20 protein-coding genes and 1 pseudogene are annotated in these 21,218 nt (G+C 72.1%); 12 read left to right on the forward strand and 9 right to left on the reverse strand.

Annotated features, from left to right (window positions below):
- Positions 1-56: 56 nt before the first annotated feature.
- The 4 genes from ABZW11_RS28900 to ABZW11_RS28915 all read right to left on the reverse strand — a co-directional run bounded on the left by ABZW11_RS28900 (position 57) and on the right by ABZW11_RS28915 (position 4,320).
- A complete protein-coding gene (locus ABZW11_RS28900; protein WP_355423516.1) occupies positions 57-1,412 on the reverse strand; it encodes a cellulose binding domain-containing protein in 1,356 nt (451 codons plus the stop codon).
- Positions 1,413-1,578: 166 nt separating this feature from the next.
- Positions 1,579-2,325 carry an SIS domain-containing protein gene (locus tag ABZW11_RS28905; protein ID WP_355423519.1) on the reverse strand — a complete coding sequence of 249 codons (747 nt, stop codon included), beginning with the start codon at positions 2,323-2,325 and terminating at the stop codon, positions 1,579-1,581.
- Entirely contained in the window at positions 2,322-3,191 is an 870-nt protein-coding gene (locus ABZW11_RS28910) for a MurR/RpiR family transcriptional regulator (RefSeq protein WP_355423521.1), read from the reverse strand. The genes ABZW11_RS28905 and ABZW11_RS28910 overlap by 4 nt, the downstream gene beginning before the upstream one ends.
- 58 nt (positions 3,192-3,249) lie before the next feature.
- Positions 3,250-4,320 (reverse strand): acetyl-CoA acetyltransferase, encoded by a 1,071-nt coding sequence (locus ABZW11_RS28915; RefSeq protein ID WP_355423524.1) that lies wholly within the window; start codon positions 4,318-4,320, stop codon positions 3,250-3,252.
- A 148-nt stretch (positions 4,321-4,468) separates the two neighbouring features.
- On the opposite strand from ABZW11_RS28915, the gene ABZW11_RS28920 reads away from it, so the two are divergent.
- Together ABZW11_RS28920 and ABZW11_RS28925 are read left to right on the forward strand one after the other, a co-directional pair.
- Positions 4,469-5,317: a LysR family transcriptional regulator gene (locus tag ABZW11_RS28920; protein ID WP_355423527.1), complete on the forward strand. Its 849-nt coding sequence runs from the start codon at positions 4,469-4,471 to the stop codon at positions 5,315-5,317.
- Between the two features lie 15 nt (positions 5,318-5,332).
- Positions 5,333-5,953, forward strand: a complete 621-nt coding sequence (locus ABZW11_RS28925; protein ID WP_355423530.1) for a MerR family transcriptional regulator — start codon at positions 5,333-5,335, stop codon at positions 5,951-5,953.
- 88 nt (positions 5,954-6,041) lie between these two features.
- On the opposite strand, the gene ABZW11_RS28930 is transcribed toward ABZW11_RS28925, so the two are convergent.
- The gene (locus tag ABZW11_RS28930; RefSeq protein WP_355423533.1) at positions 6,042-6,929 is read right to left on the reverse strand and encodes a hypothetical protein; all 888 of its coding nucleotides are present in this window, start codon (positions 6,927-6,929) and stop codon (positions 6,042-6,044) included.
- Between the two features lie 75 nt (positions 6,930-7,004).
- On the opposite strand from ABZW11_RS28930, the gene ABZW11_RS28935 reads away from it, so the two are divergent.
- On the forward strand, positions 7,005-7,418 hold the full coding sequence (locus ABZW11_RS28935) for a TIGR03668 family PPOX class F420-dependent oxidoreductase (protein ID WP_355423536.1): 414 nt from the start codon (positions 7,005-7,007) through the stop codon (positions 7,416-7,418).
- On the opposite strand, the gene ABZW11_RS28940 is transcribed toward ABZW11_RS28935, so the two are convergent.
- Positions 7,408-8,085, reverse strand: coding sequence for a ThuA domain-containing protein (locus ABZW11_RS28940; protein ID WP_355423539.1), 678 nt, complete (start codon positions 8,083-8,085; stop codon positions 7,408-7,410). The two genes, ABZW11_RS28935 and ABZW11_RS28940, sit on opposite strands and share 11 nt — an antisense overlap.
- Before the next feature lie 90 nt (positions 8,086-8,175).
- On the opposite strand from ABZW11_RS28940, the gene ABZW11_RS28945 reads away from it, so the two are divergent.
- Positions 8,176-8,937, forward strand: a complete 762-nt coding sequence (locus ABZW11_RS28945; protein WP_355423542.1) for an SDR family oxidoreductase — start codon at positions 8,176-8,178, stop codon at positions 8,935-8,937.
- Here ABZW11_RS28945 and ABZW11_RS28950 read toward each other — a convergent pair.
- Entirely contained in the window at positions 8,927-9,502 is a 576-nt protein-coding gene (locus ABZW11_RS28950) for a TetR/AcrR family transcriptional regulator (RefSeq protein WP_355423544.1), read from the reverse strand. The two genes, ABZW11_RS28945 and ABZW11_RS28950, sit on opposite strands and share 11 nt — an antisense overlap.
- Positions 9,503-9,585: 83 nt before the next feature.
- On the opposite strand from ABZW11_RS28950, the gene ABZW11_RS28955 reads away from it, so the two are divergent.
- From ABZW11_RS28955 to ABZW11_RS28985, 7 genes and pseudogenes are all read left to right on the forward strand, one after another.
- Positions 9,586-11,235, forward strand: a complete 1,650-nt coding sequence (locus ABZW11_RS28955; protein ID WP_355423547.1) for an FAD-dependent oxidoreductase — start codon at positions 9,586-9,588, stop codon at positions 11,233-11,235.
- Positions 11,232-12,653 carry an ATP-binding protein gene (locus ABZW11_RS28960; RefSeq protein WP_355423549.1) on the forward strand — a complete coding sequence of 474 codons (1,422 nt, stop codon included), beginning with the start codon at positions 11,232-11,234 and terminating at the stop codon, positions 12,651-12,653. The genes ABZW11_RS28955 and ABZW11_RS28960 overlap by 4 nt, the downstream gene beginning before the upstream one ends.
- Before the next feature lie 94 nt (positions 12,654-12,747).
- Positions 12,748-14,274, forward strand: coding sequence for an AbgT family transporter (locus ABZW11_RS28965; protein ID WP_355423573.1), 1,527 nt, complete (start codon positions 12,748-12,750; stop codon positions 14,272-14,274).
- A 22-nt stretch (positions 14,275-14,296) separates the two neighbouring features.
- Positions 14,297-15,430, forward strand: a complete 1,134-nt coding sequence (locus ABZW11_RS28970; protein ID WP_355423552.1) for a M20 family metallopeptidase — start codon at positions 14,297-14,299, stop codon at positions 15,428-15,430.
- 88 nt (positions 15,431-15,518) lie between these two features.
- Entirely contained in the window at positions 15,519-16,586 is a 1,068-nt protein-coding gene (locus ABZW11_RS28975) for an LLM class flavin-dependent oxidoreductase (protein WP_355423555.1), read from the forward strand.
- Positions 16,583-18,076 (forward strand): AMP-binding protein, encoded by a 1,494-nt coding sequence (locus ABZW11_RS28980; protein WP_355423558.1) that lies wholly within the window; start codon positions 16,583-16,585, stop codon positions 18,074-18,076. The genes ABZW11_RS28975 and ABZW11_RS28980 overlap by 4 nt, the downstream gene beginning before the upstream one ends.
- A 141-nt stretch (positions 18,077-18,217) precedes the next feature.
- Positions 18,218-18,412, forward strand: a pseudogene (locus ABZW11_RS28985) (cytochrome P450); the annotation flags it as partial.
- Here ABZW11_RS28985 and ABZW11_RS28990 read toward each other — a convergent pair.
- Entirely contained in the window at positions 18,390-19,298 is a 909-nt protein-coding gene (locus ABZW11_RS28990) for a cyclase family protein (protein ID WP_355423561.1), read from the reverse strand. The pseudogene ABZW11_RS28985 and the gene ABZW11_RS28990 sit on opposite strands and share 23 nt — an antisense overlap.
- A gap of 33 nt (positions 19,299-19,331) precedes the next feature.
- Here ABZW11_RS28990 and ABZW11_RS28995 point away from each other — a divergent pair, with 33 nt between their 5' ends.
- Positions 19,332-20,576 (forward strand): serine hydrolase domain-containing protein, encoded by a 1,245-nt coding sequence (locus ABZW11_RS28995; protein WP_355423564.1) that lies wholly within the window; start codon positions 19,332-19,334, stop codon positions 20,574-20,576.
- 14 nt (positions 20,577-20,590) lie between these two features.
- Here ABZW11_RS28995 and ABZW11_RS29000 read toward each other — a convergent pair.
- The coding region (locus ABZW11_RS29000; RefSeq protein WP_355423567.1) for an SDR family NAD(P)-dependent oxidoreductase at positions 20,591-21,218 on the reverse strand (628 nt) is incomplete at its 5' end.

The following is a 21,218-nucleotide window of genomic DNA, read 5'->3' on the forward strand; positions in this document are numbered from 1 at the left end:
TCCTTGTCCACTGGGGGGGTGCCCCGCGCCCGCACCGGGCGGGCGCGGGGTGTCGGTCACGGGTTGGGGACGGTGTCCTTGAAGGCGGTGCCCGCCGTCCGCAGCGCGGCGACGCGGGAGGTCACCGTGGCGGGCGCGACGACCTCGTTCGCGCTGAAGTAGACGTAGTCCGCCTGCTGCCGGTACGTCCGCGTCCCGCCCGCACCCTGAAGATCGATGAACCACTGGTTGAACATGATCCACATGGGCGTCTCGGGGTAGTGGTCGCCGCCGTGGTCGGCGAACAGGCGGCCGTCCACGTAGTACTTGATCCGGCCGCCCGAGACCTGGATGACCAGGTCGTGCCAGCCGGCGAAGCTCGTGCGCTCCTCGGTGTGGGTGTTCACGGCCAGCCAGGGGTCGTTCCTGTAGGTCTCCCAGCTGGTGGCGTAGAGGATGTTCGACGGCTCGCCCCAGCCGCCGTTCGGCAGGTACTCGAAGTCCAGCTCGCCGTAGTCGGGGTCGAGGTCGTAGCGCAGCGGGGTGATGGTGAAGAACGTCTGCACCACGTGCTCGCCGTCGGGGCCGCTGGTGGGGGCGTCGCTGAAGCGCACGCGGGCGGCGTAGGTGCCCTCGCGGAACTTGCGCTGGGCGGTGGACAGCTCGGTCTGTACGGTGCCGCCGGCGGTGCCGTTCGTGGAGGAGTCGAGCGTCAGGAGGCCGCCGGGGAACGAGACGGCCGAGGGCGACCAGGTCGCCCCTGGCACGCCGGGGCCGCCCGACGCCGAGCGCACGGTCCAGCCGCGCTGGGCCAGCCGGGGGTCGGTCGAGCTCGTGTAGGTGAAGTCGTCGAACAGCTCACCGGTGGCGCCTGGGTCAGGGTCGGGATCCGGGTCGGGGTCGGGCTCGCTGCCGGTCGGGGTGCCCCAGGCGAGCCGGCCGTCCACATGGACGGTGACCTTGTCCCAGTCGGCGTAGGAGGTGTTCGGCCCGTAGGAGTAGTCGTCGCTCTGCTGGAACGACTGCCAGTCCGCGCGGTAGAAGCGCAGCTGCATGTCGCCGGTGTTCTGGCCGGGGCTCAGGCTGCCGGAGGTGAAGCCGACCTCCAGGTACTGCTTGCCGCCCTCCTGCGGGGCGAGCCTGCCGGTGATGGTGGAGCAGCCGATCACGGCCCAGGAGCAGGCGAAGCGGTAGGTCTCCGTACCGGTGAGGTAGTAGCGGATCTTGACCTGGCCGAGCGGGATCGTCGTCGTGCCGGTGTTGAACAGGCGCAGCCACGGCTCGGCCTGGGCGGTCGTGGCGCCGGGGGCGCTGGTGCGGTACTGGAGGCGGACGGCTTGGGCGGCCGCTGCGGGTGAGGCGATCAGGGTGACCGCGATGAGGACGGCGGGGAGGGCTAAGGAGACAAGATGTTTGCCGAAATATCTGGACATGGGGGGTGGGCTCCTTGCGGTTGTGCGGCTCCCGAGAGACGTGCGGACATGCTGAAGACAGGTCGCGGCGCCGAGCCGGCGTCCGAAGCGGTGGAGGCAGGCGCCGCGGCGGTCGGGTGGTCGGTGGGGGTCAGGCGCCGGAACGGGTGGGTGGGTTGGCCGGGGGTCAGGCGCCGCGGCGGATGCGGCCCGCGTACAGCGCCTCCAGGCGGAGGTTGTGCTCGTCGCCTTCGGGGACGTTCGCCGACAGGTAGACGGGCGGCACCTCGCCGGCTTCGAGCAGGTTGCGTACGGTCTGCGTGACCACGAGCTGGGCCAGCAGCGCGGAGGTGATCGTGGAGACGGCACCGGTGGCGCCTCCGTCGGGCAGGGGCAGCACGGCGTCGCCGTAGGGCGCGTGGTTGTCCAGGACGACGTCGGCCAGGTCGGCGAGCTTGCGCCCCGAGGGGTGACGGGACGCGACGGCTTCGCTGTGGGTGCGCGAGGTGATCGCGATCAGGTCGTGACCGCGCTCCTTGACGAGGGTGGCGAGCTCGACGACGACGCCGTTCACGCCGGAGTTGGAGATGATGACGAACAGGTCCTGCTGCTGGACGGGGGCCAGGTCGAGGATCTGGCGGGCGACGGCGGGGTCGCGTTCGAGGTCGTAGCGGTCCAGCTCGGAGGCGGGCGCGTCGCCGTAACGGACGATGTCTCGGAGCGCGAGCCGGTTGGTGGGCACGAGGCCGCCCGCGCGCCCGGCGATCTCCATGGCCACGGCCTCGGAGTGGCCTGAGCCGAACGCCTGGATGACGCCGCCGCCGGTCAGCGCCTTGGTGAACAGGTCGGCGGCGCGGGAGATCTCGGGGTCTTCGGGGATCGTCCGTACGAGGCGGGCGACGTGCTCCACGAAGTCCTGCGGATTGACAGTCATATATCCCCTTCTGGCAGGCGGTGTCCGGCGACCGCGCGGACGGTCACGTCGAACGCCTGCTTCGTCCGTTCATAGGTGCGCTGCGCCACCGACACGTACACGACGTCCAGCACCAGCAGCTGCGAGTGGATCGCGGCGAACCCCTCGGAGCGGAAGCTGGTCGCCCTGCTGGCCGTGGTGAGCACCAGCTCGGCCACCTCGGCGAGCGGGGAGCGCGGCTGCGAGGTGACGGCGACGGTGATCGCGCCGTGGCTGCCGGCCTCCGCCAGCACCTCGATGACCTCGCGTGTCCTGCCGCTGTGGGAGATGCCGATCGCCACGTCGCCCTGGCCGAGCAGCGCCGCGTCTGTCAGCGCGGCGTGCGCGTCGGACCTGCTCCACGTCGGTACGCGCATCCGCTGCAGCCGGTACTCCATCTCGCTGGCCACCGCCGCGCTGCTCGACACCCCGAACAGCAGCACCCGCCCCGCCCTGGCCACGGCCTGCGCGACCTTCTCGACCACGGCCAGGTCGAGCTGGTCGCGGGTCTCCTGGATGAGGCGGATGTCGTTGCCGGAGACCACGCCGAGCACGCGTTCGAGGCTGTCGTCGGGCAGGATCTCCTGGCCGATGTCGGTCTCCCACGTCTGCTGCGCGACCCGGCCCGACTCGGTGGCGATGGCCACCCGCAGCTCGGCGTACCCGGCGAAGCCGAGCGCCCGGCAGAAACGGGTGATCGTGGCGGTGGACGTCCCGCTGCGCTCGGCGAGGTCGACGATGGTCAGCCGGACGGTCTCGCCCGGCGCCTCGAGGACGGCGTCCGCCACCTTGCGCAGCGCCTCGGGCAGGTCGTGCCGGTCGGCTCTGATGCGGTTGAGGAGGTCCACGCGGTGATAATTATGCTCATCACCCGCCTCCGTCAAGGCCATCGGGTGATAATTCTTGTCACCAGGCGAGCAGCGCGGCGCTTCCGTAGCTGCCGCCGAAGCCGGTCACGAGCGCGGTCCCGGCGCCCGCGCGCAGCTCACGTACGGCCTGGGCCACGTTGTTCAGGCCGTGCACGTAACCCTCCGACAGCAGGCCGCCGTGCGGGTTCACCCAGGCGTGCCGGCGCTCCAGCAGGTACGCCCCCAGCTCCCGCCGTTCGACCAGCCCGAAGTCCTCAAGCTGGCGGGGCACCAGCCACGAGTACGCGTCGTAGGGCAGCATTGCGTCCACGTCGCGCGGCTTCATGCCGGACGCCTCCCAGAGCATGGGGGCCACGTACGCGGAGAAGATCGCCGTCACGTCGGCGGCGTGGTCCATCGCGGAACAGCCCGGCCCTCCCCCGCGCACCACGGCCCGCACCCTGGGCCCCCCGAGCGCGCCGCTGACCAGCAGGGCGCAGGCGCCGTCGGTCTCCTGGCAGCAGTCGGCCGTGCGCAGGGGCGTGCAGACGTACGGGCGGGCGAGGTAGTCGTCGAGGGTGAGCGGCTCGCGGCGCAGCGCCCTGGGGTTGCCCGCGGCGTTCCGCCTGGACTGGCCCACGACGGCGTGCAGGTGCTCGGCGGTCAGGCCGGTGTCGTGCAGGTACCGGGTGGCGGCCAGGGCGAACATCGGGATCGGGCCGGCCATCCCGTACGTGAACTCCTCCTGCGGCCCGGTGCTGACCACATTCATGCGCCTGCCTGAGCGGCCGTTGAGCGCCCGGTAGACGAGCACGTGACGGGCCAGGCCCGCCTCGATGAGCAGCGCCGCGTCCCCCAGGATCGAGGCCGCCTGCGTGCCGCCGCCCGCGATGTCGTTGTGCCAGCCGAGCCGCTCGATCCCGAGCGCCCTGGCGACCTGGACGACGGGCGCGGAGTCGTTCATGTGGTAGCTGAGCAGCGCGTCCACCTCGCGCGGCGCGATGCCCGCGTCCGCGCAGGCCGCCCGGCACGCCGCCGCGGCCAGCTCGCGCTCGCTCCGCCCCGACCGCCTGCTCAGCGCCGTCATCCCGACGCCCGCCACGGCCGCGCGTCCCGCGAAGGGCCGCATCCACCCTCCTCCGGTCCGACTCCGCCAGACTAGCGCTTGCTTGGGGCAGCGAAAAGAGATGACTGCGGAACTTCACGAAAGCTGTCCGGTCTTGTAATACGGAGGTGCGATCTACCGATAGCTCATCATCATCACGCCGAGGTGAGCGATGGATCTACGCTATGTCCGGTATGCCATGGCGATCGCACGGGCGGGCAGCCTCCGACGGGCCGCCGCCGCCCTGCACATCGCTCAACCCACGCTGTCCGAGCAGCTCAGGGCACTGGAGAAGGAGATCGGGGTCGAGCTGTTCAGCCGCTCGTCGAGCGGGGTGCAGCTGACCGAGGCGGGCGAGGCGTTCCTGGCGCAGGCCACGGTCGCCCTCGACGCCTTCGAGCGCGCGGTCGTCGCCGCGCGCGGCAAGGGCACGACGGCCCGCCTGGGCGTCGCCGACGGGCTCGCCGACGTCGTCGCCCGGCTGCTGTCCCAGCTGCACACCGGCCGCTTGCGCGTCGCGCCGATGGGCACCGCCGAGCAGATCGTCTCCATCGCCGACGGCACCCTGCAGGCCGGGCTCGGGTACGCGCCCGGCTCGCTGCCCCGGGGCGTGGCGCGCATGCTGGTCCACCGCTTCCCCGTACACGCCCTGCTCCCCCGCGGGCACCACCTGGCCGAGTACGACGCCGTGTCGCTGGCCGACCTCGCCGGTGAGCCGCTGCTGATGCCGGAGTCGGACGCGGTGGCCGGGGCCCGCCGCTTCCTGGAGGGCTTCGTCCGCCACGGCCTGCATCCCCGCCTGGGCCCCGCCGCCGCCACCCACGACCTGGTGATCACGATGGTCGGGGAGGGCGCCGGTTACGCGCTCTGCGTCCATGAGGGCACCACCGTGCCGGACTCGGTGACGTTCGTCCCGGTCAAGGAGGACACGCCGCCCATCGAGGTGGTCTTCCTCTGGAACCGCCAGGCCGACGTGCACGAGCTGGTGAGCGCCGCACGGCATCTCGCCCGATCTGGATAGTACTATTATCCAATAATGCGCATCTCCGAACTCAGCGCCAAGTCCCGCGTGGCGATCCCGACGATCAAGTACTACCTGCGCGAGGGCATGCTGCACCAGGGCGAGCAGACCGCCGCGACCAGGGCCGAGTACGACGAGACGCACCTGCGCAGGCTCCGCATGATCCGGGCCCTCCTCGAGGTCGGCCGGCTCTCCGTCGCCTCCATCAAGCAGGTCATCGCCGCCGTCGAGGACGAGTCCCTGCCCACCCACCGCGTCCTCGGCACCGCCCACTACGCCCTCAGCCCCGCCGTGGACCCTGAGCAGACCGAGGAGTGGCGCTCGGCCCGCGCCCTGGTGGACGACCTGATCACCGAGCTCGGCTGGGACATCACGGAGGAGGCCCCCACCCGCGACGAACTGGCCCAGACCATCGTCAGGATGCGCCAGCTCGGCCTGTCCGTCGACCTGGCCCCGTACGTGGAGGCGGCCCGCCGCCTGGTGGCCGAGGTGGAGATGGACGCGATCCCCTTCGACGGCCCCCGCGACGCCGCCGTGGAGGCCATGGTGCTGGGCACGGTCCTGTACGGCCGCGTGCTCGACACCTTGCGCCGCATGGCCCACGAATCAGAATCCGCCCGCCGACTCACTCCCTAGCCGAGCATCGTGTCGTCCTGCAGACAGTCGCCTGACGATTACGGGAAGCGACAACGCTGGACACGCCGGACCACCTGATCGGCCGAGGCTAGATCAGCTCGTTGGCGCGCAGCACCTGGACGGCGTGCACGGTGGCCGCGCCGCGCCACTCCATGGAGCCGGCGGGTGAGAAGCGGGCGTAGTCGACCACCCAGCCGCCGTCGTCCTGCTGCTCACCGGCCAGCCTGACCAGGTCGGCGGCGATCACGGCGGGGTCGAACAGGGCGCGGGCCGCGCTGCCCGGGTAGGGGGCGAAGTCGAGGGGGCGCAGGGCCTCGTTCTCGGTGCCGCCCTCGACGGGCACCCTGCCGTCCTCCGGGATGTACGCGCCGAGCCGTTTGAGCAGGTCGGCGGCGGCGGGATGGCGGTCGTGGACGGCGTCGAGGAAGCGGACGGCGAAGGACAGCACGTACGCGTGCGGGCGCTCCTCCATGGCGCGGATGGCGTCGATGCAGTAGCGGGTGGCCCGCTCCAGCCAGGGGTGCTCGGCCACCGCCCGGTCGTGGGCGGCCACCCGGTGGGCGACGGCGGCGGTGACGGCGGTGATCTGCAGCGACGAGGAGGTAGGGTCGGCGCCCGCCCACCACGTCGCGGTGGCGGTGGAGACCCCGACCGGCAGGGCGAAGGGCAGGCCGCCGTCGGGCAGCGTCACGGACTCCAGCCAGTCGCACAGGGCCGCGGCGTGCGGCGAGGTGACGGGACCGGCCTCCTCGAAGACCTCGAAGGCGTGCAGGGCCGCGCCCGGCTGGCTCTCCGGCGAGCGCAGGTCGGGCTCGAGGCCCCAGCCGTAGCCGCCGTCGGGGTTGCGGTAGGCGTCGAGTGCGGCGAGTGCGCCCGTCGCGTCCTCCTCGCCCATGAGCAGGCCGTAGCGGCGGCGGTCGAGGACGCGGGCGTGCCCGGCCATGAAGCCGGGGACCGCGGACAGGTTCACGTTCATGCCTGTCATCGTGCCCAGACCGCCGCCGCCCGGTCTTGTAGGTATCGGACACGCCGCCGATGCGAGCATGGGGGCATGCGGGAAGAGCGGGCGCGGGAGATGTTCGCGGGGCAGCCGGTGGCCAGGATGGCGCGGCTGGCAGAAGACGGGACGCCGCGGATCGTGCCCATCACGTTCGCGCTGCTCGACGGCGCCATCGTGACGGCCGTCGATCACAAGCCCAAGACGACCATGAGGCTCGGACGGCTGCGCGACATCGCGCGCGACCCCGCCGTCAGTGTGCTGGCCGATCACTACGAGGACGACTGGGCACGGCTGTGGTGGGTGCGCGCCGACGGCACGGCCGGAGAAGCGGACGACCCGGGAACCCGCGAAAGGGCGCTGGCAGCCCTCGCCGCCAAGTACGCCCAATATCGGGAGCGCCCGCCCGCCGGCGCCGTCATCCGCGTCGAGGTGACCCGCTGGAGCGCGTGGGCGGCTAGTCCCTGACCGTGACCGGGCGTTTCAGCAGCCACAGGGCGGCGCGCTGGAGCAGCGTCCTGTGCACCTCGTTGTCGTAGGACCTGGTGTCGTGGCCGAGCGCGTCGTACAGGACCCGCCCCCTGCGCACCGGCCTGGCCCACACCAGAGGCTGGCCGCTCGCCGACGAGGCCAGCGGCCGGACGTCGGGGAGCACGTCGAGGTCGCTGTAGACCTCGTCCACCACGTCGAAGTCGCGCAGGCCGTCCACGACCGGATGCCCGCCGTGCACCCGCACGCCCGTCCAGCCGAGCGGCGGGTGGTGCGACTTGGGCCAGACCCAGCAGCCGCCGAGCACGCGCGGCCAGCCCTGCCAGTCGTCGAAGCAGATCGCCGCCGAGTGCATGCACAGCAGCCCGCCGCCCTGGTCGAGGTGGTCGAGCAGGGTGGCCCGCGCGCCGGCCGGCAGGGAGAAGCGCCACTGGTCGCGCAGGCCGGCGAAGCGGTCCTGGGTCATCTGCCAGCGCAGCGCGTTGACCGTGATGAGCTGGAACTCCGACGGCTCGCTGAGCGCTCCCGCGATGTCCTCGGTGATCTCCGACTCGACCCCCACCTCGGCGAGCACCTCCGCGAGCGCGGCCGATGTGGCGGCGAAGTCGTGGAACAGGCCTCCAGAAAGGATGAGATTTCTCGCCACCCGCCCAGCCCATCATGCCTGCCGCGCCATTACCACCCGTACAGCGCCACCGTACGAGCGGCCCGGCCCGCACGATCTATAGTCGGCCGTATGGATCTCGGCATCTCGGGCAAGGTCGCCCTCGTCACCGGTGGCAGCGCGGGCCTCGGCCTCGCGGCGGCCAAGAGCCTCGCGCGGGAGGGCTGCGACGTGTGCGTCAGCGCCCGCGACCCGGAGAAGCTCGCGGACGCGGTGGTGGAGCTGCAGGAGTTCGGCAAGGTCGTGCACGCGGTGCTGGCCGACGTGGAGGATCCGGCCGCCGCCCGGCGGGTGGTCGAGGAGACACGCGACGTGCTCGGTCCCGTCGACATCCTGGTCGCCAACGCGGGCGGGCCCAAACCGGGCCGGTTCGACGAGGTCGGCCTGGACGACTGGGACGCCGCCGTCCAGCGCAACCTGCTCGGCATGGTCCGGCTGATGCACGCGGTGCTGCCGGAGATGCGCTCGCGCGGCTGGGGCCGGATCGTCACCATCACCGGCAGGTCGGCCCGCGAGGTGATCGACGGGCTCGCGCTGTCCAACGCCATGCGTACGGCTGTCGCGGGCGTGGTGCGCACCCTGGCCCGCGAGGTGGGCGGCGAGGGGGTGCTGGTCAACAACGTGATGCCGGGGCCCATCGAGACCGAGCGGCTGCGTCAGCTCGCCGGCGACGAGGCGGCGCTGAGCGAGCGCGGCGCGGGCGTGCCGGTGGGGCGGGTCGGGCGGCCCGAGGAGGTGGGCGACGTGGTGGCGTTCCTGGCCAGCGAGCGGGCGTCGTACGTGAACGGGGTGTCGCTGCTGGTGGACGGCGGTGAGGCCAGGGTCATCGCCTGAGCAGGGTGCCGACGACGGCGGCGGCCCACTCCTCGTCGCCATGGCCGGGCAGGTCCGCGAAGCGCGCGAGGTTGGCCCGGTGGAAGCAGGCGCCCATGAGCATCGACGCCGCCGCGTCCGCGTCGAGACCGCCGTCGACGCGGCCGGCGCGCTGCTCGTCCCGCAGGATGCCGGCCAGCACCTGGATCGGCACGTGCGGCCCGGTGCCCCTCTCGGCCAGCATGGCGCGGAATCCGGTGATCAGCGCCGGGTCGCCGAGCAGGCCGCCGGCGATGGCCTGGGCGCGGGTGTAGAAGGCCAGCGCGGCCAGCGTGAACGTGACGAGGTTCGCGCGCAGGTCGCCCCGGCCGACACCGGCGCGCAGCTCCTCCAGCGCCGGGCCCAGCGCCGGCATGCGCTCCAGCACCACGGCGAGGAACAGCTCCTCCTTGCCGGCGAAGTGCTTGTAGAGCAGCGCCTCGGAGCACTCCGCCTGTTTCGCGATGCGCTTGGTGGTGGCCCCCGAGATGCCGAACTCCTGAATCGCCTGCTCAGCGGCGTCGATGATGCGTTCGCGGGTGCTCATCCGCCCATGATATGAGCGGTGTCTCGCCCATACCCGAGCACATGACATCCTTCCTAGTAGGAGCGCAGGAAAGGGCGAATCGCATGGACAAGCCGGTCATCGTGACGGTGGATGACGATCCAGGCGTCTCGCGGGCGGTCGCCCGTGACCTGAGACGCCGTTACGGGCAGGAATACCGGATCGTCCGCGCCGAGACGGCGAGGGACGGCATCGACGCCGTACGCGAGATGCGGCTGCGCGGCGACGAGATCGCGGCGATCCTGGCCGACTACCGCATGCCCCAGATGAACGGCGTGCAGTTCCTCGAAGCCGCCATGGACCTCTATCCCTACGCGCGCCGCGTGCTGCTGACCGCCTACGCCGACACCGACGCGGCCATCCAGGCGATCAACGTGGTCGACCTCGACCACTACCTGCTCAAGCCGTGGGACCCGCCGGAGGAGAAGTTCTACCCGGTGATCGACGGGCAGCTCGACGCCTGGCTGCGCACCGACCGGATCGAGCGCTCTGAGCTGCGGGTGGTGGGCGACCGGTGGTCGGCGCCGTCGTACAAGGTGCGCGACTTCCTGGCCCGCAACCACGTGCCGTACCAGTGGCTGCTGGCCGAGGACCCGGAGGGCGCGCAGCTGGTGAAGGCGGCGGGCGACGACCGTCACCTGCCGCTGGTGGTGACGGCCGACGGCACCACGCTGGAGTCGCCCGACCAGGCGACGCTGGCCGCGGCGGTGGGGCTGTCCACGACGCCGGCGACCGACTTCTACGACCTGATCGTGGTGGGCGGCGGGCCGGCCGGGCTCGGGGCGGCCGTCTACGGCGCCTCGGAGGGGCTCAACACCGTGCTGGTGGAGGCGTACTCGTCGGGCGGGCAGGCGGGCCAGAGCTCCCGCATCGAGAACTACCTGGGCTTCCCCGACGGCGTCTCAGGGCAGCAGCTGGCCGACCGGGCGCGCAGGCAGGCGCTGAAGTTCGGGGCCGAGCTGCTGACCCCGCGCAAGGTGAGCAGCCTGGAGGCGCGCGGGCAGGCGCGGGTGGTCGGGTTCAAGGACGGCGGGGAGATCGCGGCGCACGCGGTGATCCTGGCCACCGGCGTCACCTACCGGCGGCTGGAGGCCCCGGGCCTTGAGGACTTCGTGGGCCGCGGCGTCTACTACGGCGCCGCGCTGACCGAGGCCCCGTCGTGCAAGGACACCGAGGTGTTCATCGTCGGTGCGGCCAACTCGGCCGGGCAGGCCGCCGTCTACCTGTCGGGATTCGCGAGCAAGGTCCACTTGGTGGTGCGGGGTGACGGTCTGGAGAAGTCCATGTCCCACTACCTCATCGAGCAGATCGCCGCGCTCCCCAACGTCGAGGTGCATCTGCAGACGCAGGTCGCCGGCGCGGCCGGCGACGGGCACCTGGAGCGGCTCACGCTGTCCACCAAGGGCGAGGAGCGCACGGTGGACGCGCAGTGGTTGTTCGTGTTCATCGGGGCCCGGCCGTACACCGACTGGCTGGGCGAGACGATCGAGCGGGACGCGCGCGGGTTCGTGCTGACGGGGCCAGACCTGGTGCAGGGCGGCAGGCGGCCGCGCAACTGGCCGCTGCGGCGGGAGCCGTACTTCCTGGAGACCAACGTGCCCGGGGTGCTGGCCGCGGGCGACGTGCGCGCCGAGTCGATCAAGAGAGTGGCCTCCGCCGTCGGCGAGGGCGCCATGGCCGTCGCGCTCGTGCACCGCTACCTGGAGAAGCAATGATCGACATCGACGAGCTCCGCAAGCTGTTCCTGTTCGAGCGCCTCAGCGACGAGCAGCTCTCCAAGCTCGCGGCCAGCGGCCGCGTGCAGACCTACGCCCAGGACGAGGACGTCGTCCGGCAGGGCGAGCCCGCCGAGTGCTTCGCGGTGCTGCTGGAGGGCGAGATCCAGATGATCAGCGAGACGGTCAGCGCCGGCACCGTCGCGATGCCCCGCACCTCCCAGCCCGGCGTCTACGGCGGCGCCACCGCCGCCTACCTCGGCGACCGCGCCCCGCTCACCTACCAGCACACGCTGCGCGCCACGGCGCCGTCGCGGATGTTCATGCTGCCGGCCAAGAAGTTCGCCTACATCGTGGCCGAGTGGTTCCCGATGGCGATGCACCTGCTCGACGGGCTGATGTCGGGCGGGCGGATGCAGCGGGAGATCATCGACAGACGGCAGCGGCTGACCGCGCTCGGCACGATCACCGCCGGGCTCACCCACGAGCTGAACAACCCGGCCGCGGCCGCCGTGCGGGCGGTGGGCGAGCTGCGCTCGCTGATCGCCGGCTCGCGGCTGCAGCTCGCCCAGCTCGCCGAGGACGGCATCCCGCCGGAGAAGCTGCGGGCGCTGATCGAGGCGCAGGAGGCGTGCACGAGCAAGCTGGGCGAGCAGCCGCAGCGCTCACCGCTGGAGATCTCCGACGCCGAGGACGAGCTGGGCGAGGCCCTTGAGGAGATCGGTGTCGAGGACGCGTGGGACCTCGCTCCCGCCCTGGTCAGTGCGGGCTTCTCCGGCGAAGACCTGCAGAAGGTGCGCACGAAGGTCGGCGAGGAGCACACCCCGAAGGCGCTGCACTGGCTGTCGGAGGCCGTGGAGATCGCGCAGATGCTCAACGAGGTGGCCGAGGCGACCGAGCGCATCACCACGCTCATCCGCTCGGCCAAGCAGTACTCCCAGATGGACCGGGCTCCGTTCCAGCAGGCCGACGTGCACGAGCTGCTCGACAGCACGGTCGCGATCTTCCGCGGCAAGATCCCGCCCGGCATCACCGTGGTCACCGACTACGACCGCACGCTGCCGGAGATCCCCTGCTACGCGGGCGAGCTCAACCAGGTGTGGACGAACCTCATCCAGAACGCGCTCGACGCGATGGGGCAGGACGGCACGCTGACGATCCGCACGGCGTACGACGAGGACGAGGCCATCGTGGAGATCGGCGACACCGGTCACGGCGTGGCCGAGGCGATCAAGGACCGCATCTTCGAGCCCTTCTTCACGACCAAGACCGTGGGCGAGGGCACGGGGCTGGGGCTGGACATCTCGTACCGGATCGTGGCGGGCCGGCACGGCGGCGAGATCAAGGTCCGTTCGGCGCCGGGCGACACGTGGTTCGAGGTACGCCTGCCGCTGCGTGAGCCCGCCGCCACTGGCTGAGTTTTTACCCTGACTTGTCAGGATGTCTTCTGACCGCATGTAATGGGTGACCGAAATGCGGAAAGGAGATGACCCGGTGGCGACCCCCGAGACGATGACGGGATCGCGTTCGCTGAACGCGCTGCTCAAGATGCTCGGGGGGATCGAGCGGCTGGGGAACCGGCTGCCGCATCCGTTCTGGCTGTTCGTCATCCTGAGCGTGCTGCTGTCGCTGCTGAGCTGGGCGCTCGCGGCGGCCGGGGTTTCGGCCGTCAATCCGGCCACGGGCGAGACCGTCGCCGCCAGGAACCTGCTGTCCGTCGAGGGCGTGCGGATGATGGTCGGCGACGCGATCGAGAACTACACCTCGTTCCCGCCGCTCGGCACGATCCTCGTCGTCATGCTCGGCGTCGCGGTCGCGGAGCGGTCGGGGCTGCTGGCCGCGGTGCTCCGCTCCGGCGTGTCGCGGGTGTCGCCGCGGTGGGTGACGTTCGCGCTGTCGTTCACCGGGATGGTCGCGCACGTGGCCTCCGACGCCGCGTACGTGGTGCTCATCCCGCTCGGCGCGCTGGCCTTCCGGGCCGTCGGGCGCAGCCCGATCCTCGGCATCGTGGTGGCGTTCGTGTCGATCTCGGCCGGTTACGACGCCAGCCCCGTCGTCACCCCCGTGGACGCCATCCTGTCCGGCCTGACCACCGCCGCCGCCCACACGATCGACCCCGGCTACACGGTCACGCCGCTGGCGAACTACTTCTTCTCGCTCGTGTCGTCCGTCGTGCTGGCCGCCGTCATCACGCTGGTGACCGAGCGGGTGCTGGCCCGCCGCGTCGAGTCGATCCCCGTGGACCCCGACGCCGACGAGGACGACCTCGGCTCGCTCAAGCTGCCCCCCGAGGAGCGGCGAGGGCTGCGGGCCGCGCTGATCACGCTCGTGGTGTTCGCCGCCGCGCTGACGGCCGCCGTCCTGCCCTCCGGGTCGCCGCTGCGCGGCGAGGGCGGCAGCATCGTGCAGTCGCCGCTGCTCACCTCGATCGCCATCTTCCTCGGTCTCGCGTTCCTGGCCGTCGGCTGGGCGTACGGCAAGGCCGCCGGCACCGTCACCCGCAGCGGCGACATCCCCGGCTTCATGGTGCACGGCGTACGCGAGATGGCGCCGATCCTCGTGCTGTTCTTCGCGATCTCGCAGTTCCTCGCCTACTTCAAGTGGACCGGCATCGGCCAGATCCTCGCCATCGACGGCGCCGGGCTGCTGAAGTCGGCCGGGGTGAGCGGACCGGTCGTCTTCCTCGGCATCCTGCTCGTGGTCACCGTGATCAACCTCGTGGTGACCAGCGGGTCGGCCCAGTGGGCGCTCGTCGGCCCGGTGTTCGTGCCGATGCTGATGCTGCTGGACATCCCGCCCGAGTACACCCAGGCCCTCTACCGCATCGCCGACTCCTGCACCAACGCGATCACCCCGATGAGCCCCTATTTCGTGATGGCGCTCGGCTTCCTGCAGCGTTACCGCCGCTCGGCCGGCATCGGCACGCTGGCCTCGATGACGATCCCGCTCGCGCTCACCCTGCTCGTCGTCTGGACGCTGCTGTTCTACGTCTTCTGGTGGCTGAGCGTGCCGCTCGGCCCCGGAGCCCCCGTCCCCTAGCACACCCGTTGGAAGGATTCTCGTGTTGATCACCGACTGGACCCGGCAGGCCCTGCCGGCCATGCTCGACGACCTCAGGGCCGTGGTGGAGCTGGAGACCAACAGCTACGACAAGGCCATGCTGGTCAAGGGGCTGCGGGCGATCAGGGCGCGGGTGGTCGGCCACCTGGGGACACCGGACGACGAGATCCTGCACGAGGGCGGCCGGCACGGCGACATCCTCGAGCTGTTCTACGAGGGCACCGCGCCCGGCACGATCCTCATGCTCAGCCACTACGACACGGTCTGGCCCACCGGCACGCTCAAGAGCTGGCCGTTCACCGTCGTCGAAGGCAAGGCGACCGGGCCCGGCGTCTTCGACATGAAGACCGGGCTCGTGCAGTCGATCTGGGCGCTGCGCGGCCTGCGCGAGCTGGGCCTGCCGCACCCCAGCGTGCGCTTCCTGTTCAACGGCGACGAGGAGATCGGCAGCCCGGCCTCCCGCGAGCACATCGAGGCAGCCAGCGAGGACGCGCTCGCCACCCTCGTCTTCGAGGCGTCGCTGGACGGGGCGCTCAAGACCGCGCGCAAGGGCGTCGGGCTGTTCAACGTGAGCGTCACCGGGCTGGAGGCGCACGCGGGGCTGGACCCGTACGCGGGGGCCAACGCCATCCACGCGCTCGCCGAGCTGGTCACCACGCTCGCCGGTGCCGGCTCGCGCGAGCGCGGCACCACCGTGAACGTCGGCCTCATCAGCGGCGGCACCGGCCGCAACGTCACCGCGGGCCGCGCCACGTGCGGCATCGACGTCCGCGTCACCGACCCGGCCGAGATGGGCCGCATCGACGATGTGTTCGCCGGGCTGCGCGCCTCAGACCCACGCGTCACGATCTCCGCCACCGGCGAGTGGAACCGGCCTCCGATGGTCCAGAACGCCGCCTCGCAGCGGCTGTTCAAGGAGGCGCAGGGGGTGGCGACCGGTTTCGGCTGGGCCCTCGACCAGGCGTCGGTGGGCGGGGCCAGCGACGGCAACTTCGTCTCGGCCCTGGGCCGCCCGGTCCTCGACGGCATGGGCGCCGTCGGCGACGGGGCCCACGCACGGCACGAGCACGTCCTGGTCGAGCACATCCCGGACCGCACCGCCCTCACCATGGGCCTGATCACCGCCCTGGCGTAGCTCTCCTCTTTCGCGGCAGGTCCGCCCACAGCCCCTGTGATACGCTCCCAAGCGAGCGCTTGGTTTTCCGTTGAGGGGCGGCCGCCGTATGAAGTTCTCGACCTTCCACCTCTTCCACCGCTTCGACGGGCAGAGCTTCAAGGACGTCTACGACTACCACCTGGAGCTCATCGAGTTGGCCGAGGAGCTGGGGTTCGACGGGGTGCGGCTGGCCGAGCACCACTTCCGCGACTACGGCGTCGCGCCCAACCTGTTCACCGTGCTCGCCCACGCCGCCGCCCGCACCGAGCGGCTGCGGCTCGGCACCGGGATCGTGGTGCTGCCCCTGCGCAACCCCGTGCACGTCGCCGAGGAGGCGGCGCAGGTGGACGTGCTGTCCGGCGGCCGGCTCGAACTCGGGATCGGGCGGGGGTACCAGAGCCACGAGTTCGAGGGGTTCGGGATCGACCTGGCGGAGGCGCGGGACCGGTTCAACGAGGCGCTGGAAGTCGTCGTCGGGCTCTGGACGCGGGAGTCGTACCAGCATGAGGGGAAGTTCTACCGGACCGGCACCGAGGTCTCGCTGGTGCCGCGCCCGCTGCAGGACCCGCATCCGCCGCTGCACGTCGCGGCCGTCTCGCCGGAGACCGTCACCATGTACGCCGAGCGCGGCCTGCCCATCCTGGCCGACCCCGCGGCCCCGTTCCGGAAAGTCGTCAAGGCGGCCGGGACCTGGCGGGAGACGGCCGCGCGGGCCGGGCATCCTGCGGCGGAGGCCGAGCTGGTGGTGGCGCGCAGCGTGTACGTCGCCCCGACCCTGGAGCAGGCCCGCGCCGACCAGGAGAGGTTCGAGGCGTCGTTCGACCGTTCGCGCATCTTCAACGAGCGCAGCGCCCCCATCGACCCGCGCACCGGACGGGCCGCGCAGGGCTTCGAGTACTACCAGGACCGCTACCTCAAGGGCGGCGCCGTCTCGCCGGACTTCCGCTGGGAGCAGCTGGAGGTGATCGGCGACCCGGCCCGGGTCATCGAGCAGGTCGCGCTGCTTCGCGACGCCGGGTTCGGCAACCTCCTGTGCGACTTCGGCAGCACCCGGCCGATGCCACTGGAGGACATGAAGCGGGTCATGCGCTTCTTCGCGACCGAAGTCATGCCGGCCTTTGGAGGCGGACGATGATCCACAGCCTGACCCTGTCCGACGTCCTCGCCGAGCACGCCCGCGGCAGGCCACAGGTCACGGCCGTGGTGGACGGCGAGGTCCGGCTCACCTACCCGGAGCTGGACGAGCGCGTCTCCCGGCTGGCGGCGGCGCTCGACGGTCTCGGCGTCGGGGCCGGTGACCGGGTGGTGTGGCTCGGGCAGAACGCGTACGCGGTGCTGGAGCTGCTGCTCGCCTGCTCCCGGCTGGGCGCGGTGCTGTGCCCGGCGAACTGGCGGCAGTCGCTCGACGAGCTGCGGTTCGTGCTCGGCGACCTGACGCCGGCCGCGGTCGTGTGGGAACCGTCGGACGTCACCATGGCGCTGCGCGACGAGGCGGGCGGCGCGTGGGTGCGCGCGGGCGAGGAGTACGAGCGGCTGATCGCGGGCGCCGAGCCGAGGGAGTTCGCGCAGGTCGGTGATGGCGAGCCGGCCCTGGCCCTCTACACGGCGGCCTTCTCCGGACGTCCGAGCGCCGCCCTGCTCAGCAGCGCCGCGCTGCTCGCGCACGCCACCACCCTGCTCGTGGTCCGGCGGATGGAGCCCGGCTTCACCTTCCTCAACAACGGGCCGCTCTTCCACGTCGGGACGATGATGTTCTGCCTGGCCACGTTCCAGATCGGCGGCACGAACGTCTTCACCCCCGCCTTCGACCCCGAGGAGGCGTGCCGGCTGATCGACGCCGAGCGGGTGACGCAGGCGTTCCTGTTCGGGCCGATGATCGATGCCGTCGCGAAGGCGAACGCGGGCGGCAAGTACGACCTGTCCTCGCTGCGCTTCGTCGCCCACTCCGCCGAGTGGGACGACATGATCAGCGTGGACGACTCGCCGTGGTGCCGCTCGAAGATGGGCGGGTACGGGCAGACCGAGGTGGGCGGGATGCTGACCTTTCTCGGGCTGGCGGAGGGCGGGGCGGGGCTCGCGGGGCGGCCTTCGCCGCTGGCGCAGGTGCGGATTCTGGCGCCGGACGGGATCGAGGTGCCGGTCGGTGAGGTCGGGGAGATCTGCGCCCGCGGCAAGACCCTCTTTTCCGGATATTTCGCCCGCCCCGACTTAAATGCGGAAAAGTCGCGGTACGGCTGGCACCACACCGGCGACCTCGGCCGCCGCGAACCCGACGGCACGATCACCTTCATCGGCCCGAAGCTGCGCATGATCAAGTCGGGCGCCGAGAACATCTACCCCGCCGAGGTCGAGCGCGCGCTCAAGGCCCACCCGGCCGTGGCCGACGCCGCCGTCATCGGCGTCCCCGACCCCGACTGGCACCAGACGGTCAAGGCCGTCGTGTCCCTGAAACCGGACGCCACCGCCACGGAGGACGACCTGATCGCGCACGTCAGGGGCCTGCTGGCGGCGTACAAGCGCCCGCGCCACGTGGCGTTCGCGGACACGATCCCGAAACGCGGCTTCACCCCCGACTACGACGCCCTGGACGAGGCACACGGCGGCGGCAACTACCCGGGCACCTGAGCCGCCCGCCCGGAGGAGGGCTGCCGACGTGCCGGCCCAGCCACGGCACAGGGGTCGGTAGGTGGTGGGAGTGGCCGGACGGTGCCCGTGCGGGGGCGGGCGGCTAGGCGGAGCCTGTCGGTCGGGGCCGGGGGCGTTCGCCACGGCGTGCACCAGTGCCTGGGCCAGCAGCTCGCCAGGATCGAGATGCGGATCGGCTACCGGGCGCTGTTCGGCAGGTTCCCCGATCTGCGGCTGGCCGTGCCCGCCACCGAGGTGCCGCTGCGCACCGACGCGGCCGTGTACGGCGTCGCGAGCCTGCCCGTCACCTGGGTCACAGGATCGCCAGCGGGCTGAGCGGGCTGCCGGTGCCGCCCTCGATCCGCAGCGGCGCCGCGACGAACACGAACTCCGTACGCTCCCTCGCCGCCAGCTCCTCCAGCCACACCATCTCGATCAGGTGGATGCCGTGCCGGTGCAGGAGCAGCAGGTGCAGGTCGTCCTCGACGGGCTCCTGCGACATGCCGCGCCCGTCGAGCCCGCCGACGGCGGCGTTGTCGCAGGCCACGGCGGCCACGTCGTGCCCGGCCAGCCAGCGGCCCGCCTCGGCGGACAGGCCAGGCTGTCCCGACCAGTACTCCTCGCGCGACCGCTCCCACACCAGCGGCCAGCCCGTACGCACGACCGCCACGTCACCGGGGCGCGGTGTGGCGATGGCGGCCAGTTCGGCGGCCGAGACGCGGTGCTCGGCGGGCAGGTGGCCGAGCCCGAGGTGACGGGGCACGTCGTAGAGCACGCCCCTCGCCACCACGCCGCCCGCGTGCTCGATGCCGCACCTCGTGGCGCCGTACGAGCGGACGCGGGCGGCCGGGTGGCCGTTGTAGAGCTCGTCGCCCGACCACATGTGGCACAGCGCGTCCATGTGGGTGGTGGTGCCGTGGTGGCTGACGAGCAGGGCGTCGTCGGCCACCCGCAGGCCGGGGCCGATGGGGCGGGCGCCGGCCGCGTAGTCGCCGCCGTCCACGCTCATGAAGTGCTGCGGCAGCGGGCGGCCCGGCAGGTGCGCGACGGTGGCGGGCGCGGGCGATGAGGTGGCGCCCCTGATCGGCAGGGCCAGGTTCAGCACCTCGCCGGTGGTGGCGCTGCGCAGGGCGTCGAGCACCACGGAGGGGGTGAGCAGGTTGAGGGTGCCGCGCTGATCGTCTGGGCCGAATCGTCCCCAATTGTTAGGCTCGTGGATCACGTAAGCACTCCCTTTCCCCCCGCTGGAGGTCCGATGTACTGCGACCCGCGCTTCGCCCGCGTACGCGAGGTGTTCGAGCGGCACTTCGCCGACGGCGAGGAGCTGGGCGCGGCCTTCGCCGTCCACCTGCACGGCGAGCCGGTGGTGGACCTGTGGGACGGCGTCGCCGACCGGCACACCGGGCGCCCCTGGGAGCGCGGCACCCCCGTCTTCGCCTACTCCTGCACCAAGGCGGTCACCGCGGCCGTGCTGCTGCGGCTGGCCGAGCAGGGCCGCCTCGACCTGACCGCGCCGGTCGCGGACGTGTGGCCCGAGTTCGCCGCCGAGGGCAAGGGGTCCGTGACGGTCGAGCACCTGCTCAGCCACCAGGCCGGCCTGCCGGTGGTGGAGGAGGAGGTGCCGGTGGAGGAGTTCGAGGACCAGCCGGCGATCGCGGCGCGGCTGGCCGGGCAGCGGCCGCTGTGGGAGCCGGGGACGGCGCACGGGTACCACGCGCTGACGTACGGGTTCCTGCTCGGCGAGGTGGTCAGGCGGGTGACGGGCAAGTCCGTGGGCGAGCTGGTGGCGGCCGAGATCGCGGGGCCGCTGGACCTGGAGCTGTGGGTGGGCGCGCCCGATGCGGTGATCGAGCGTACGGCGCGCCTCCAGGCCGGCGAACGCCCCCGCCGCGACCCCGCCGAGCAGCCCGCCGAGCAGCCCGCCCAGACCGAGCCCGCCGCACAGCCCAAGCCCGCCGCACAGCCCGAGCCCAGGACCGGGATGCGGATCGTCGAGACCGGGAACCGGACGCAGGACGTGCTGGCCGAGGTGCAGCGGGCCGCGCTCGACCCCGCGAGCCTGATGAACAGGGCGCTCGGCAACCCCGCCATGCACCGGCTCAAGGGCGGCGCGAACCATCCGGTGATCCTGCGCGCCGGATGGCCGGCGGCGGGGCTCGTCACCACCGCGCGGGGCCTGGCCGGGTTCTACCGGGGGCTCATCGCCGGTGACCTGCTGCGCCCCGAGACGCTGCGGGACGCGCTGCGCCCCCGCGTGCACGGCCCCGACAAGGTGCTGCTGCTGAACACGTCGTTCGGGCTCGGGTTCATGCGGCCGTCCCTGACGTTCCTGATGCCGTCCAAGACCGCGTTCGGCCACTCCGGGATGGGCGGCGCGATCGGGCTCGGCGATCCCGAGCGCGGCCTCGCGATCGGCTACGTGATGAACAGGATGGCCGACGCCCTGACCGGCAACCTGCGCGGGATGCGGCTGGTCCAGGCCGTCTACGACTCGGTGTAGGCGCATGGCGGGGGTCAGTGCATGGTCACGCCGCCGCTCACCGACAGGATCTGCCCGGTGATGTACGCGGCGCGCTCCGTGCACAGGTAGGCGACCAGCCCGGCGACGTCGGCGGGGGTGCCGAGGCGGCGCAGCGGGATGCCGCGGGCGATCTTGTCGACCAGGCCGGGCTCCGCCTCCGCCACCCGGCGCAGCATGGGGGTGTCGGTGGGGCCTGGGCAGACCACGTTGGAGGTGACGTTCGCCCTGGCGGCCTCCCTGGCCAGCGTCTTGGCCAGGCCGAACAGCCCGGCCTTGGTGGCCGCGTACGCGCCCTCGCCGCCCGAGCCGGCCCGCGCGCCGTCGGAGGAGACGAACACCAGCCGCCCCCATCCCCCCGCCGTCATGCCCGGAAGCAGCAGCCTGGTCAGCAGCATCGGGCCGCGCAGGTTGACCCGCCACATGAGCTCCCAGTCGGCGGGGTCGCTCTCGGTGAACGGCCGCACGATCGACACCCCGGCGTTGTGCACGAGGACGTGCACCTCCCCCACCGCCGCCGCGAACTCCGCCACCGACTCGGGCACGGCCAGGTCCACCCGGAGCGCCCGCGCGTCCGGCAGCCCGGCGGCGGCCTTCGCCGCCCCCGGCAGGTCCACGTCGGCC

This window comes from Nonomuraea sp. NPDC004580 (assembly GCF_040609855.1).
In the GTDB taxonomy this organism is placed as follows: domain Bacteria; phylum Actinomycetota; class Actinomycetes; order Streptosporangiales; family Streptosporangiaceae; genus Nonomuraea; species Nonomuraea salmonea.

Excerpts from the sequence above, each read along its gene's own strand:
- ABZW11_RS28900 (WP_355423516.1), bottom strand. The coding sequence starts at position 1,412 with ATGTCCAGATATTTCGGCAAACATCTTGTCTCCTTAGCCCTCCCCGCC.
- ABZW11_RS28905 (WP_355423519.1), bottom strand. The coding sequence starts at position 2,325 with ATGACTGTCAATCCGCAGGACTTCGTGGAGCACGTCGCCCGCCTCGTA.
- ABZW11_RS28915 (WP_355423524.1), bottom strand. The coding sequence starts at position 4,320 with ATGCGGCCCTTCGCGGGACGCGCGGCCGTGGCGGGCGTCGGGATGACG.
- ABZW11_RS28920 (WP_355423527.1), top strand. The coding sequence starts at position 4,469 with ATGGATCTACGCTATGTCCGGTATGCCATGGCGATCGCACGGGCGGGC.
- ABZW11_RS28925 (WP_355423530.1), top strand. The coding sequence starts at position 5,333 with ATGCGCATCTCCGAACTCAGCGCCAAGTCCCGCGTGGCGATCCCGACG.
- ABZW11_RS28930 (WP_355423533.1), bottom strand. The coding sequence starts at position 6,929 with ATGAACGTGAACCTGTCCGCGGTCCCCGGCTTCATGGCCGGGCACGCC.
- ABZW11_RS28935 (WP_355423536.1), top strand. The coding sequence starts at position 7,005 with ATGCGGGAAGAGCGGGCGCGGGAGATGTTCGCGGGGCAGCCGGTGGCC.
- ABZW11_RS28945 (WP_355423542.1), top strand. The coding sequence starts at position 8,176 with ATGGATCTCGGCATCTCGGGCAAGGTCGCCCTCGTCACCGGTGGCAGC.
- ABZW11_RS28950 (WP_355423544.1), bottom strand. The coding sequence starts at position 9,502 with ATGAGCACCCGCGAACGCATCATCGACGCCGCTGAGCAGGCGATTCAG.
- ABZW11_RS28955 (WP_355423547.1), top strand. The coding sequence starts at position 9,586 with ATGGACAAGCCGGTCATCGTGACGGTGGATGACGATCCAGGCGTCTCG.
- ABZW11_RS28960 (WP_355423549.1), top strand. The coding sequence starts at position 11,232 with ATGATCGACATCGACGAGCTCCGCAAGCTGTTCCTGTTCGAGCGCCTC.
- ABZW11_RS28965 (WP_355423573.1), top strand. The coding sequence starts at position 12,748 with ATGACGGGATCGCGTTCGCTGAACGCGCTGCTCAAGATGCTCGGGGGG.
- ABZW11_RS28975 (WP_355423555.1), top strand. The coding sequence starts at position 15,519 with ATGAAGTTCTCGACCTTCCACCTCTTCCACCGCTTCGACGGGCAGAGC.
- ABZW11_RS28980 (WP_355423558.1), top strand. The coding sequence starts at position 16,583 with ATGATCCACAGCCTGACCCTGTCCGACGTCCTCGCCGAGCACGCCCGC.
- ABZW11_RS28995 (WP_355423564.1), top strand. The coding sequence starts at position 19,332 with ATGTACTGCGACCCGCGCTTCGCCCGCGTACGCGAGGTGTTCGAGCGG.